Origin of the sequence: Streptomyces sp. NPDC051286 (assembly GCF_044455345.1) — a bacterium.
In the GTDB taxonomy this organism is placed as follows: domain Bacteria; phylum Actinomycetota; class Actinomycetes; order Streptomycetales; family Streptomycetaceae; genus Streptomyces.
In genome coordinates this window covers 1-12,399 of record NZ_JBITER010000057.1, presented here as the reverse complement: position 1 = coordinate 12,399, position 12,399 = coordinate 1, and the positions used below count along the sequence as shown (strand labels likewise).

12 protein-coding genes and 1 pseudogene are annotated in these 12,399 nt (G+C 70.2%); 7 read left to right on the top strand and 6 right to left on the bottom strand.

Annotated features, from left to right (window positions below; all coding sequences use genetic code 11):
• Positions 1-504: 504 nt before the first annotated feature.
• Positions 505-909: a DUF5997 family protein gene (locus tag ACIBB8_RS32985; protein ID WP_398958428.1), complete on the bottom strand. Its 405-nt coding sequence runs from the start codon at positions 907-909 to the stop codon at positions 505-507.
• A gap of 59 nt (positions 910-968) precedes the next feature.
• On the opposite strand from ACIBB8_RS32985, the gene ACIBB8_RS32980 reads away from it, so the two are divergent.
• Positions 969-1,733, top strand: a complete 765-nt coding sequence (locus tag ACIBB8_RS32980; protein WP_398958426.1) for a LysR family substrate-binding domain-containing protein — start codon at positions 969-971, stop codon at positions 1,731-1,733.
• Positions 1,734-1,948: 215 nt separating this feature from the next.
• On the opposite strand, the gene ACIBB8_RS32975 is transcribed toward ACIBB8_RS32980, so the two are convergent.
• Positions 1,949-3,517 (bottom strand): alpha/beta hydrolase, encoded by a 1,569-nt coding sequence (locus ACIBB8_RS32975; protein WP_398958424.1) that lies wholly within the window; start codon positions 3,515-3,517, stop codon positions 1,949-1,951.
• Positions 3,518-3,975: 458 nt separating this feature from the next.
• Here ACIBB8_RS32975 and ACIBB8_RS32970 point away from each other — a divergent pair, with 458 nt between their 5' ends.
• The 3 genes from ACIBB8_RS32970 (at position 3,976) to ACIBB8_RS32960 (ending at position 6,208) form a co-directional block, all read left to right on the top strand.
• Complete coding sequence (locus tag ACIBB8_RS32970; RefSeq protein ID WP_398958422.1) at positions 3,976-4,473, top strand: peptidylprolyl isomerase; 498 nt, start codon at positions 3,976-3,978, stop codon at positions 4,471-4,473.
• Positions 4,474-5,138: 665 nt separating this feature from the next.
• Positions 5,139-5,879 carry a Clp protease N-terminal domain-containing protein gene (locus ACIBB8_RS32965; protein WP_398958420.1) on the top strand — a complete coding sequence of 247 codons (741 nt, stop codon included), beginning with the start codon at positions 5,139-5,141 and terminating at the stop codon, positions 5,877-5,879.
• 137 nt (positions 5,880-6,016) lie between these two features.
• On the top strand, positions 6,017-6,208 hold the full coding sequence (locus ACIBB8_RS32960) for a DUF1059 domain-containing protein (RefSeq protein ID WP_398958418.1): 192 nt from the start codon (positions 6,017-6,019) through the stop codon (positions 6,206-6,208).
• A gap of 181 nt (positions 6,209-6,389) precedes the next feature.
• Here ACIBB8_RS32960 and ACIBB8_RS32955 read toward each other — a convergent pair.
• The 3 genes and pseudogenes from ACIBB8_RS32955 to ACIBB8_RS32945 all read right to left on the bottom strand — a co-directional run.
• Positions 6,390-6,521: pseudogene (locus tag ACIBB8_RS32955) on the bottom strand (histidine phosphatase family protein); the annotation flags it as partial.
• A gap of 31 nt (positions 6,522-6,552) precedes the next feature.
• Positions 6,553-7,014 (bottom strand): GNAT family N-acetyltransferase, encoded by a 462-nt coding sequence (locus ACIBB8_RS32950; RefSeq protein ID WP_398958416.1) that lies wholly within the window; start codon positions 7,012-7,014, stop codon positions 6,553-6,555.
• Complete coding sequence (locus tag ACIBB8_RS32945; RefSeq protein WP_398958414.1) at positions 7,007-8,488, bottom strand: PLP-dependent aminotransferase family protein; 1,482 nt, start codon at positions 8,486-8,488, stop codon at positions 7,007-7,009. Before ACIBB8_RS32945 ends, ACIBB8_RS32950 begins: the two co-directional genes overlap by 8 nt.
• Here ACIBB8_RS32945 and ACIBB8_RS32940 point away from each other — a divergent pair.
• Together ACIBB8_RS32940 and ACIBB8_RS32935 are read left to right on the top strand one after the other, a co-directional pair.
• A complete protein-coding gene (locus ACIBB8_RS32940; protein ID WP_398958411.1) occupies positions 8,487-9,551 on the top strand; it encodes a DMT family transporter in 1,065 nt (354 codons plus the stop codon). The two genes, ACIBB8_RS32945 and ACIBB8_RS32940, sit on opposite strands and share 2 nt — an antisense overlap.
• 42 nt (positions 9,552-9,593) lie before the next feature.
• The gene (locus tag ACIBB8_RS32935) at positions 9,594-9,806 is read left to right on the top strand and encodes a DUF1918 domain-containing protein (protein WP_366692460.1); all 213 of its coding nucleotides are present in this window, start codon (positions 9,594-9,596) and stop codon (positions 9,804-9,806) included.
• A gap of 73 nt (positions 9,807-9,879) precedes the next feature.
• On the opposite strand, the gene ACIBB8_RS32930 is transcribed toward ACIBB8_RS32935, so the two are convergent.
• The gene (locus ACIBB8_RS32930) at positions 9,880-11,178 is read right to left on the bottom strand and encodes a glycoside hydrolase family 10 protein (protein WP_398958408.1); all 1,299 of its coding nucleotides are present in this window, start codon (positions 11,176-11,178) and stop codon (positions 9,880-9,882) included.
• 188 nt (positions 11,179-11,366) lie between these two features.
• On the opposite strand from ACIBB8_RS32930, the gene ACIBB8_RS32925 reads away from it, so the two are divergent.
• A complete protein-coding gene (locus ACIBB8_RS32925) occupies positions 11,367-12,227 on the top strand; it encodes a 3-hydroxybutyryl-CoA dehydrogenase (RefSeq protein WP_358859867.1) in 861 nt (286 codons plus the stop codon).
• The last annotated feature ends 172 nt before the right edge of the window (positions 12,228-12,399 follow it).

Sequence of the window (12,399 nt, the reverse complement as noted above, 5' to 3'; positions counted from 1 at the left end):
CTGTCGTCCAGGCGTGACGCCCACAGCGGCGCCCTGCACCGTCGAGGCGCGCCTCGGCGTCCCTGCCACGCCGCGCCCGCCCGATCAGAGTTCGCCCGACAGGCTCTGAGCCGACCGGGCGGGCGGTGGGGGTGACACCGCCGGGCATGGAGCCGGGCTTTCGAGGACGAAGCGGGCCGGGCGGTGACCGCCAGGTCGTCGTGGGGTGTACCGGGGCGTGGGGTGTACCGGAACGCACCGATCCAGACCGTGGACAACCGCTCGCCGTCTCCCTGTCCCGCAGGGCCTGGTCGGCGGCATCGCGATGGGCGTTACCGGCCTCCGCACGGGCAGGGCTTACTTGCGCCTTGCGGTGCGGCCGGAGGAACTGGAGTTCCGCAAGTTGTCGGTCGTGTACGGGGTGGACTCACTGCCGGTGCATCTGAGCTGAACAGTGCCCGGCCTCGCGAGCAGGTCTGGTGACCACCGACAGCGTCGTCGAGTCCGAACCTCGAGTGAAGCAGGTCAGGAGCGCGGTCGCTGGGGCTGACCGGCCCGCTCCGCGTTCCTCTCCTTGATGCGCGCCGCTTCCTTCCGGACCTCGGCCTGGGTGGCGCGCTCCTTCTGCAGCCACTCGGGGAGGTCCTTCTTCAGCGCGTCGACCTGCTCCGTGGTGAGTGCGTCCGTGACTCCACCACGTGCGAGGCCCGCGATGGAGACGCCCAGCTTCGCCGCGACCACCGGGCGGGGGTGCGGTCCGTTGCGCCGCAGTTCCTGCAGCCACTCGGGCGGATCGGCCTGCAGCGCATTGAGCTCGCTGCGCGAGACGACACCCTCCCGGAACTCGGCGGGGGTGGCCTCAAGGTACACACCCAGCTTCTTTGCCGCGGTTGCGGGCTTCATCGTCTGGGTGGTCTGGTGCGACGTCATGGTGTCAAGAGTAGCGAGCGTGTGCGATACCTCCGACCACGACCGGTTAACCTGGCGAAGTGACAGGCTCCGATGCACCCCTCTCGTTCCGGCTCGCATACGTCCCAGGCGTGACGCCGACCAAGTGGGTGCGCATCTGGAACGAGCGGCTGCCCGACATCCCACTGACGCTCGTCGCGGTGGCCGCCGCCGAAGCATCCGACCTGTTGCGGAGCGGCGGCGCCGACGCAGGTTTCGTGCGGTTGCCGATCGACCGGACGGACCTCAGCGCGATCCCCCTCTACACCGAGACGACGGTGGTCGTGGTCCCGAAGGACCACATCGTGGCGACGGTCGACGAGGTGTCCGGAGCGGATCTGGCCGACGACGTCGTGCTGCACCCCCTCGACGACACCCTCGACTGGGAGCGTCCGCCGGGCCGGCCCGCGATCGAGCGTCCGGCCACGACGGCGGACGCCATCGAGCTGGTGGCGGCAGGGGTGGGCCTCCTCGTGGTCCCTCAGTCACTCGCACGCCTGCACCACCGCAAGGACCTCACGTACCGGCCGCTCACGGACGCCCCCGAGTCGCGCGTCGCGCTGTCGTGGCCGGAGGAAGAAACCACCGACCTGGTGGAGGACTTCATCGGGATCGTCCGCGGGCGGACCGTCAACAGTTCGCGGGGGCGCAACGCCACCCCGGCACAGCCGAAGCAGCGCAAGCGCCCTGACACAGGCGGCACGCAGCGAAAGTCCACGACCGGGAAGCCGACCGGCAGGAGCCCGCGGAGCGGTTCCGGCGGTCCCAAGACCGGCAGGCGGGGCAAGCCACGTCGTCGGTCCTAGCAGGGCACTGAAGATCTTGGCCGGGCTCCCGACGCCTTGCACGCGTGTTTCGAAAGTCCCGTCTGCCTGGGGACGCCCGGCAGGCACGCTCTGGTGCCGTGACCGGCAGTGTTCGCCCCATGAGGAACAGCCGTCGTCGCCGCAGGGCGGCCGGAACAGACAACTGAGTCCCGGTCCGCCCTGCCAGTGACGCACCCCGGCGCTCGTTCCGGGGCTCATTTCGCGCCCGTACCGCCTCTTCCGTCGAGGACGGCCGGTCTCTCCGTCGCGAAGGGAGGGACGTCCTGTTCGCACGTGGCGCCGACGGGGGGCAGGACACCGCTGAGGAAGTAGCGGGCCGCATGCCGGCCGACACAGCCGCTCGGATTGTCCAGTGCCGTGTGACCGTACCCGTTGAGCGTGAGCAGCCGGGCGTCGGCGAGTTCACGGGCCATCGCCTTGCCTGCCCGATAGGAGGTGGCAGGGTCGTAGGTCGCATTGACGACGAGTACGGGGTTCGCGGTGTGCCTGTTCCAGGGGCCGGAGTAGGTCCTGACGGCACGGGCCGGCCAGGTTGCGCACGGCGCGTTGGCCCAGGCCCACCAGTGTCCGAGCTCTCCCGCCCGCGCGGTGCTCAGCTTCTCGAGGCCGACGTAGCGTGCCGGCTCGCGGGGGTTGGGGCTTTCCGCGCACAGTACGGCGAGAGTCTGCTCGAAACCGGGATACTCCAAGGAAACGGGAGGCGCCGGCGGATCCTCCGGGATGCGGCCCTCCCAGAGGGCCTGCAACATCTGGGCCGTCTCGGCCCAGCCGGGGTGGACCGTGTAGAGCCCGCCACGGATCTCGCTGACGGTCTTCGCGTACGTCCAGGACCCCACGGGCCTTTTCGGGAGGCGCCGCAGCAGCTCGGTGAGCTTGGCGCGGGTTGCTGCCGGGTTTCCTGCGGAGAAGGCGCAGCTGCTCGCCGGGGCGCGACCGCACAGCCTCAGGAACTCCCGCAGGGTGTCGGCCGAGCCCAGATCGGACCCCAGCCGCAGGAAGGTGTTCAGTTCCGGCTCGCCCTTCGAGCCGTCGTCGACCCAGGCCCGCGGATCGACGTTCCCGTCGAGCACCAGGCGGCCGACTCTGGATGGGAAGAGGTTGGCGTAGGTTGCCCCCAGCATCGTTCCGTACGAGACACCCCAGTACCTCAACTGCCGCTCACCGAGTGCCTGACGCAACCGGTCGAGGTCGCGGGCGCTTTCGGCCGTCGTCACATGACGCAGCAGTTCCGGAACGCGCTTCTGACAGCGTCGGCCGAGTTCGGCGTAGGCCGCGGTGAAGGCTCTGCGCTCTTTCGTGCCGACCGGAAAGGCGGGAACATTCGCCAGCCATGTGACGGCCTCTTCCGCACCGGCAAAACATTGCACGGCGGTGCTCTGCCCGACGCCGCGCGGGTCCCAACTGACGATGTCGAACCGCTCGCGCAGTTCCTTGGGGAACTTGTGGTACTGCAACGGCAGCCCCACCGTTCCCGGGCCGCCGGGCCCCCCGGGGTTGAAGAACAGTGATCCGACCCGCCGCCTGGGAGCGGTGGCCCGGTGCCTGATCACGACCAGGTCGATGGTGCGCCATCGGGGACGGGCGTAGTCGAGCGGCACCTTCGCCATTGCGCACTCGAATCTCTGCCGGCCCTCACCCTCACAGGGCTTCCAGGTCAACGTCGTCCCGCCGCCTGCGGACGGTCCCCCGTCGGACAACTCGACCACGACCGGACGTCCGGTCGTGACCGCCGAGGCGAGCAGCAGGACCCCCGCGGCGCACATGGCTCCACGCCTTTGCCGATGGATGGTGACACCTGGCATCGGCAGACCCTTCCTGGGCAGGGTGACTCATGGCGCGGGGCCGGCGGTCGGCAGACCCAGTGCCATACGAACGGTGTCGAACGTGCCGGGCAACAGGCGCCCGTCCGAATGGGTGACAGCGTCGTCCTGGGAGGCCCCGGGAGGCCCGGGCAGGGCGACAACAGGGCAAGGGAGCCTCCCCGACGGGTGGGGCGCGGCAAGGGGAGGCGGTCACTGTGCGTGGCACATCAGTCCGGCACTCGCTCCGGAGCGGGGCAAAGAGCCACTGCACAAAGGCTTCTGACGCATAGTTGGTCACACCTTCCGATCGCCTGCACGGAACCTCTTCTCGTACTCACGTTCGAGAACTCGCTGGGCGATCCGACGCTCGGACCACCCCGTCCGCTGGTGGCCGACCGCGGTGATGTCAGGATGGATCCATGACGACCAAGGTTTTTTTCGACATCACCATCAATGACGAGCCCGCCGGGCGGATCGTGTTCAACCTGTTCGACGACGTGGTTCCGAAGACGGCGGAGAACTTCCGCGCGCTGGCGACCGGCGAGAAGGGCTTCGGCTACAAGGGCTCGTCCTTCCACCGGGTCATCCCGGACTTCATGCTGCAGGGCGGCGACTTCACCAGCGGTGACGGCCGCGGCGGCAAGAGCATCTACGGCGAGAAGTTCGCCGACGAAAACTTCAAGCTCACGCACAACAAGCCCGGACTGCTGTCGATGGCGAACGCGGGCCCCAACTCCAACGGCTCCCAGTTCTTCATCACGACGATCGTGACGTCGTGGCTGGACGGCAAGCACGTCGTCTTCGGCGAGGTCGAGGGCCAGGAGAGCATGGACCTGGTCAAGAAGATCGAAAGCTACGGCTCGCAGAGCGGCAGGACCCAGGCCAAGGTCACCATCGCCGACTCCGGCGTCCTCTGACCGCACGAGGACCCTCTGGCGCCCCGGCCCCTCGCTGATCGGTCAGCGGGGGGCCGGGCGCTCGTTCTCGCCGCGCACCCACCCGACGGGACCGTTCAGGTCCGCGCCGACGATCCCCTCGCTCCGCCTCCATCTGCGGAGCGACGGCCCCGGATACTGCCTCCATGAGCCGCCGCGCGGACACGGTCGCCGCGCTGTGGCACTCGAACGCCGGGTCGCGTCCGTCGGCGCCGACTTCCCCGACCGGCCGGCCGGGACTGATGGGGTTCACCAGGAATTCCATCCCGGCAACCTGCCCGCCCTGGACGACGACTCGGTCACCGGCGTCATCGGCCGGGACGGCGCCGCTCATGGCGATCGCCCCTTCGGCCGGTCACCCTGCACTCCGGGCTCCACACGAGGGCGGCGGACACAGAGATGACGGCTCGGCTCGACGCCACCCTGGACACCTTTCCGGAGAACGCGCTGCGACCTGCCCGGGCCCATATGAGCCTGCTGATGACGGACCGGGCCATCCGCCACTTGCCGCCGGACGAGTCGGCCGAGGCTGGACCTGGCCGAGCAACGGGCCGGCTGAGCAGCCCGCAGGGCCGAGCGCCGCCACCCCCTCCTTGCACTGTCAACCGATGGTTGACACATGGTGACTGTCAACCTAAGGTTGACACATGGCGAAACCAGTGAGCATGACGAATCCGGTGCGGCTCGACGAACTGATCGAAGCCATCAAGAAAGTTCACCCCAACGCTCTCGAACAGCTCTCGGGCGCGGTCATCGCCGCCGATCACCTCGGCGACGTGGCCGACCACCTGATCGGCCACTTCGTCGATCAGGCGCGCCGCTCGGGAGCCTCCTGGACGGAGATCGGGAAGAGCATGGGAGTCACCCGGCAGGCGGCCCAGAAGCGCTTTGTCGCCAAGGATCCCGGCGAGCCGTCGGATCTCGACCCCAGCCAGGGGTTCAGCCGGTTCACCGAGCGGGCGCGGAACGTCGTGATGGCAGCACAGAACGAGGCCCGCGCCGCACGCAACGACGAGGTGCGTACGGAGCATCTGACGCTGGGGCTGCTCAGTGAGCCGGAGGGGCTCGCCGCGGCGTTCATCAAGGCGCAGGGCGTCTCGCCGGACGCCGTCCGGCAGGCTGCGACCGAGGCGCTGCCGCCCGCGGCCGAGGAGCTCCCGGACCTCATTCCGTACGACGCCGGGGCACGCAAGGCGCTGGAGCTCACGTTCCGGGAGGCCCTGCGGATGGGGCACAACTATGTCGGCACGGAGCACATCCTGCTCGCGCTCCTGGAGCACGAGGACGGCGAGGGCGTGCTGACCGGGCTTGGTATCGACAAAGTCGCCGCGGAGACCGGCATCGCGGAGGCCCTGACGCTCGCCACCGATGCACACACGGGTGAATGACCAGCCGCACCGAGTGAAGCCGGACAGTTCCGTACGGCTGTGAGCGCACTGGCACCTCCCCGCTCCCTCTTCCTGGAATGCACACCGCCCGGGTGCCGGTCACGGCACTAAAGTGGAAGGGAGCAGGGAGGTGCCTCATGCGGAAGGTCGCCGACTGCCGGGAATACCCCAGCGAGACGAAATGCACGCTTGCCCTCGCTGGTGAGCCGGAAGAAGTGGTCCGCGCCACCACCGAGCTGGCCGTCCGGGCGCACGGTCACGCGGACGGACTGGAGCTGCGGGAGCAGATCGGGTCCGGGCTTCAGGACGAGCCCACGGAACTCGCGTGAGCCGCGACGCGGCCCGGTTCGCGTCACCCGGATCCACCGCGGCGCATACCTTCCCGGGGCCGTGTGTCGCGGTCCCCGGGTGAAGCAGGTCAGCAGTGTCTCCGCCTTCAACCGGACCAACGGTTACGGGCCGGTGGACCACCTCGGTACGTCGTGCAAGAAGGCAGCACGACGACGTTTGCGGGCACCGCGACGATGTAGCGAGCTGCACTTCGTGCCAGCCGGCCCGATCGAGCGGACGGTCGTCGTCGAAGCGCTCGGCGAGCGGGGAGTCGCTGCGCGCCGCGGCGACGAGCGAGACTCGAACACTCATGGCCGAGATCGTGGAGCCGGACGCCGCCAGGTCAAGAGGGCGATTTTCCGACAACTCCGGGACGGTCGAACCGGAAGTACATCCACTTCTCGGGGTCCTTGAGCGGCTGGAACCCGGCCTTCGCATAGACACCGTGGGCGTCGTCGGTCGCGAGGGTGAGCCTGCGGATGCCGGTCGGGACGAGGTGGTCGCGCACGGCGGCGGCGAGCCGGGTCCCGAGCCCGTGGCCGCGGGCCGACCGGTCGATGTACACATCGCAGAGCCAGGCGAAGGTGACGTGGTCGGTCACCACCCGGGCGTAGCCGACCTGTTCCCCTGAAGTTGCTTCATACGCGCCGAAGTTGAGCGATCCAGCGATGGCCAGATCCTGCATCTCGCGGGTACGTCCGAGCGCCCAGTAGGCGTCGGTGGAAAGCCAGTGGTGGATCCGGGCCGGGTCCAGCCGGGCCGGGTCGGACGAGATCTCGTAACGCTCCTGGAGGATGTCAGCCATGACCGGAGGATAGGTCGCGGCGGCCGGGGGCGGCGAAGAGCTTGTCGCAGGCGGTGCGCAGCCGTCGTACGCCCTCCGTGATCTCGCCCGCCCCGGCGACCGCGGCGAAGCTCAACCGCACCTGGGCTGCCGGGGGTTCGGCGCAGTAGTACGGACGGCCCGGCGCGACCGCGACGCCCGCGCGCAGGGCGGCCGAGACCAACGCCGCCTCGTCGGAGCCGGCTTCGGCATCCGGCAGCCGCAGCCAGAGGCTGCCGCCGCCCGCGGGGATGCGCGGGAGCGACAGTTCGGGCAGTTCGAGCCGCAGAGCGGTCGTCATGGCGGTCCGCCGGTTCTTCAGCTCCGTCGACACGGAACGCAGATGGTGACCCCAAGCCGGGGAGCCGACCAGTTCGAGCGCGGCTTCCTGGAGCGGGCGCGGGACGAAGAAGCTGTCGACGACCTGGATGGCCCGCAGCCGTTCCAGCACCGGACCGCGGGCGGCCAGCGCCCCCACCCGCAGGCTCGGCGAGGTGATCTTGGTGAGGGAGCAGACATGGACGACGACGCCGTCGGGGTCGTCGGCGGCGAGCGGCGCGGGCAGCGGGCCCGCGTCGTCGTGGACCAGGCGGCGGGCAAAGTCGTCCTCGATGACGAACGCCCCCGCATCGCGGGCGATCCGGACGACCTCACGCCGGCGGTCCGGGGCGAGGACCGCGCCGGTCGGGTTCTGGAAGAGCGGCTGACAGACGAAGACGCGTGCGCCCGTGGCGCGGAAGGCGGCGGCCAGCAGTTCGGGGCGGACCCCGTCGGCGTCGACCGGGACCGGGACGGGACGCAGTCCGGTGGCACGGGCGGCCGCCAGCATGCCCGGGTAGGTGGGTGATTCGACGAGGACGGGGGCGCCGGGCGGGGCGAGGGCGCGCAGAGCGGTGGCCAGAGCGCTCTGGCCACCCGCGGTGATGAGTATGTCGGCGGCGGTGAGCGAGGGTCCGATCTCGCGGGCGAACCAGGCACGGAGCTCGGTGAGCCCGTCGGTGGGCGGACGGCCCCAGGCTCCGGGGCGGCGCCCGGCCCGGGCGAGGGCGGCAGCGAGCGCCCGTTCGGGCTGGAGCGACGGGTGGAGGTAACCGCCGTTCAGCTCGATGACGCCGGGCGGCGGTGCGGTGAGCGTGACCAGGACTCCGGACGCGTCGACGGTACGGGGCACGACCTCCGGTCCGCCGTCGCCGCTGAGGGAGACCTCCTGCCAGGAGGTGTCGCCGGGCGGGGGCACGTCGGTACGGCGCTCCGCCCGGAAGGCGCCGGAGCCGGGGCGGGTCACGACGAGCCCTTCGGCGGCGAGCTGCGCGATCGCCCGGGAGACGGTCACCGGACTGACCCGATACCGCTCCACGAGTGCCCGACTGGACGGCAGCTTCCCACCAGGTGAGTAGCGCTTCAGCTCACCTCGAAGGGAACTCACCAGACCAGCAACGCTGCTACGCTCTTGCATGACAGCAAAGGATAGCGCTACCCGTCAGGTAGCGATAGCGGTTACTTCCCCTTCGGCAGCGGTTGCCCCATCGGCGGGCCGGAGCGGCACACTGCTCGCCGGGCTCGGCGTCGTCGCCTTCTCGCTGACCTTCCCGTCCACGGTCTGGGGACTGGAGAGCTTTGGCCCCTGGTCCCTGGTGACCCTGCGCAGCCTGCTCGCCGCACTGATCGCGGGCACCGTGCTGCTTGCGGGACGGGTCCCGGTGCCCGACCGCCGCCACTGGGGCGGGCTCGCGGTCGTCGCGGGCGGTGTGGTGGTGGGGTTCCCGCTGCTGACCACGCTGGCCCTGCAGACCTCCACCTCCTCGCACGCGGCCGTGGTGGTGGGGCTGCTGCCGCTGACCACCGCGGTCCTCTCGTCACTGCGGACCGGGTCGCGTCCGCCGCGCACCTTCTGGATCGCGGCACTGGCCGGCGCGGCCGTGGTGATCGTGTTCACCGTGCAGCAGAGCGGCGGCGCGCTCTCCTCCGGCGATCTCTGCCTGTTCGGTGCACTGCTGGTGTGCGCGGCGGGATACACCGAGGGCGGCAGGCTGGCCGGCGTCATGCCGGGCTGGCAGGTGATCGGCTGGGCACTGGTTCTCGCGGCGCCGCTGATGGTGGCGGGCGCGGCTGTCGCGCTCCCCTTCGAGCCGGTGCGGCTGACCACGCACGGAGTCATCGGCCTGGTCTGGGTGGCGGCTGGTTCCACCTTCGTCGGCCTGTACGTCTGGTACCGCGGCATGGCGGAGATCGGGGTCCCCCGGGCGAGCCAGCTTCAGCTCGCGCAGCCGCTGCTGACTCTGGTGTGGTCGTTTCTGCTCCTCGGCGAGAAGGTCTCGGCGGCCGCACCGGTGGCGGCGGTGGCCGTGCTCGTCTGTATCGCGGCCACCCAGCGGGCGGGGGCGCGGCGCCGGGGGGTCTCCGGCGTGGCCCACGACGGCCCGGACGCACCCGCCACGGCGGCCTCGACCGTGCCCGGTTCCCGCCCGGTCCGAAAAGACTCACTGGTACGCCCGGTGCGTGGGCGGATCCGGTCATAGACTTGTCGACATGGACCGTCACCCGTGAGGAGGTCACTCCAGATGGAGGCACACGCGGGCGACCGGCTGCTGACGCACGGCAGGACCGTGGGGCAGCACGACCGGGTCGCAGAGATCCTCGAAGTGCTCGGGGACAAGGGCGCTCCCCCGTACCGCGTCCGCTCCGAGGACGGACACGAACACCTGGTTTCGCCAGGTCCCGACACCATCGTCCAGCACACCGGGGTCCTGCACCGGAGCCCGGAGACCCCGTAGGTTCCCCGGGCACACGGCACCGCCCCGACCGCGCCACCCCTCGGTGCGCCCCCTCCGCCTCAGATCCCCCGGGTCAGCGGGGAGGGCGCACTCTGTTGCGGTAGTGGTCCGCCACGACGCGCGCCATCATTCCGGCCCGGTCGGCGACCACGTCCTTGCCCGAGAAGTAGACATGCCCGCGGACCTGGTCGTAGCGGGCGGCGAGGTCGATGTGGCGCGAGAGCTCGGCCGGGTCCTGCCAGGCGGCGGGCTGGGCGGGGTCACCGCCCTTGTAGAGCGCCTCGCCGACGAAGAGGTCGACACCTGTACCCCGTACCACCGCGTCCCACCAGGGCAGCAGCTTGGCGTAGTCGGCGGCGGCGAAGCCGATGTTCCAGTAGATCTGCGGACAGATGTAGTCGATCCAGCCCTTCTTGACCCAACCTCGGGTGTCGGCATAAAGGTCGTCGTAGGTCTGCACCCCTGCCCTGGTGTCCGAGCCGAGCGGGTCGGTGCCCGCGTTGCGCCAGACACCGAACGGACTGATCCCGAACTGGACGTGTTTCTTGATCTTCTTGATCCCCGCGGACATCTCGCGGACCAGCTTGTCGGTGTTGTCGCGGCGCCAGGCGGCCTTGTCCGGGAAGCCCGCGCCGTACTTCGCGTAGGTGGCGTCGTCGGCGAAGACCTGTCCGGCGACCGGGTACGGGTAGAAGTAGTCGTCCCAGTGGACGGCATCGATGTCGTAGCGGCGGACCGCGTCGAGCATGGCGTCCTGGACGAAGCGGCGCACCTCGGGCAGTCCGGGGTTGTAGTAGAGCTTTCCGCCGTACGGCAGGACCCAGTCGGGGTGCAGCCGCGCCGGGTGCGTGGGGATCAGCCGGGACGGGTCCGTGTGGTTGGCGACCCGGTACGGATTGAACCAGGCGTGCAGTTCCAGGCCGCGGCGGTGCGCCTCGCGGACGGCGGTGCCCAGCGGGTCCCAGCCGGGGTCCTTCCCCTGGACGCCGGTGAGGTACTGGGCCCACGGCTCGTAGGAGGACGGCCACAGGGCGTCGGCGGTCGGCCGGACCTGCAGGACGACGGCGTTCAGCCGCCGGGCGACGGCCTCGTCGAGGTACGCGATCAGCTCGGCCCGCTGCGCCGCCGCCGTCAGACCGGGCGCCGAGGGCCAGTCGATGTTGGCGACGGTGGCGACCCACATACCGCGCATCTCGCGCCGGGCGACGCGCGGGTGGCTCACACCCGGCCCGGGCAACGCACCCACCCCGGACGGAACCGGCACTTCCCGCGGTACGGCGACGGCCTCGGCCGCACCCGCGACCGAGGTCATCATCCCGGCGACCACCCCGGCCGCACCCGCCACAAAGCCCCTTCGAGCCATTTGCCGCATTTCGTTGCACCTGCCGTTTCTGTGTCCTCGTCCGTCACCCCGGCATCGGGGGTAACGCAGAGCATGCCCGCCCCGGCCCGTCATGACCCGTAGGCCGCGGAGTAACGTCGGGGCGTCGAGGCGGGTACCGGAATCAGACGGGAGCCCGCCGAACGGAGACCAGCGAAAGGCACGAGGTGACGGACTCTATGGCCGACATTGCACGCGTCGGAGTGGTGGGCTGTGGCCAAATGGGCGCAGGCATCGCGGAGGTGTGCGCCCGCAGCGGACTCGACGTCATGGTGGCCGAGACCACCGGCGAGGCGCTGGAGATCGGTCGCACCCGGCTCCACAACTCCCTCTCGAAGGCCGCCGAACGCGGGAAGATCACCGAGGAGGAGCGCGACGAGACACTCAACCGCCTCAGCTTCACCACGGACCTCGGCGAGTTCGCCGACCGCGATCTCGTGATCGAGGCCGTCGTGGAGAACGAACAGGTCAAGACCGAGATCTTCCAGGTCCTCGACCAGGTGGTGACCCGGCAGGACGCGATTCTCGCCTCCAACACCTCCTCCATCCCGCTGGTGAAGCTGGCTGTGGCGACCTCCCGCCCGGACCAGGTCATCGGCATCCACTTCTTCAACCCGGCCCCGGTGCAGAAGCTCGTCGAGCTGATCCCCGCGCTGACCACGTCCGACGAGACGGTCCGGCGGTCCGAGGCACTGGTGCAGGACGTGCTGGGCAAGCATCCGATCCGCGCCCAGGACCGCTCCGGCTTCGTCGTCAACGCTCTGCTGATCCCGTATCTCCTCTCCGCGATCCGGATGTTCGAGTCGGGTATCGCCAGCCGCGAGGACATCGACAACGGCATGGAGCTCGGCTGCGCCCACCCGATGGGCCCGCTGAAGCTCTCCGACCTCATCGGCCTGGACACCGTGGCGTCGGTCGCCGACTCGATGTACGCCGAGTTCAAGGAACCGCTGTACGCCGCTCCCCCGCTGCTCCAGCGCATGGTCGACGCGGGCCGGCTCGGCCGCAAGACGGGCTCGGGCTTCTACCCGTACTCCTGACCTGCCGGTCGTCGTAACGCCTGCGGGGCCGGCCGGGGATGCCCCGGCCGGCCCCGATCGCGTGTGCTGCGCGCCTCAGAGTGCCCGGCAGTAGGCTTCGCGGCGCCGCGGGGCCGGCGCACGCACCTCGCGGCGTTGTCGTCAATCACCAACGCTCCGCGTTGGCTCAATC

Bases quoted from the DNA above. Each gene is read 5' to 3' on its own strand.
- ACIBB8_RS32985 (WP_398958428.1), bottom strand. From the start codon at position 909: ATGACGTCGCACCAGACCACCCAGACGATGAAGCCCGCAACCGCGGCA.
- ACIBB8_RS32975 (WP_398958424.1), bottom strand. From the start codon at position 3,517: ATGTGCGCCGCGGGGGTCCTGCTGCTCGCCTCGGCGGTCACGACCGGA.
- ACIBB8_RS32970 (WP_398958422.1), top strand. From the start codon at position 3,976: ATGACGACCAAGGTTTTTTTCGACATCACCATCAATGACGAGCCCGCC.
- ACIBB8_RS32965 (WP_398958420.1), top strand. From the start codon at position 5,139: ATGGCGAAACCAGTGAGCATGACGAATCCGGTGCGGCTCGACGAACTG.
- ACIBB8_RS32960 (WP_398958418.1), top strand. From the start codon at position 6,017: ATGCGGAAGGTCGCCGACTGCCGGGAATACCCCAGCGAGACGAAATGC.
- ACIBB8_RS32950 (WP_398958416.1), bottom strand. From the start codon at position 7,014: ATGGCTGACATCCTCCAGGAGCGTTACGAGATCTCGTCCGACCCGGCC.
- ACIBB8_RS32940 (WP_398958411.1), top strand. From the start codon at position 8,487: ATGACAGCAAAGGATAGCGCTACCCGTCAGGTAGCGATAGCGGTTACT.
- ACIBB8_RS32945 (WP_398958414.1), bottom strand. From the start codon at position 8,488: ATGCAAGAGCGTAGCAGCGTTGCTGGTCTGGTGAGTTCCCTTCGAGGT.
- ACIBB8_RS32935 (WP_366692460.1), top strand. From the start codon at position 9,594: ATGGAGGCACACGCGGGCGACCGGCTGCTGACGCACGGCAGGACCGTG.
- ACIBB8_RS32930 (WP_398958408.1), bottom strand. From the start codon at position 11,178: ATGCGGCAAATGGCTCGAAGGGGCTTTGTGGCGGGTGCGGCCGGGGTG.
- ACIBB8_RS32925 (WP_358859867.1), top strand. From the start codon at position 11,367: ATGGCCGACATTGCACGCGTCGGAGTGGTGGGCTGTGGCCAAATGGGC.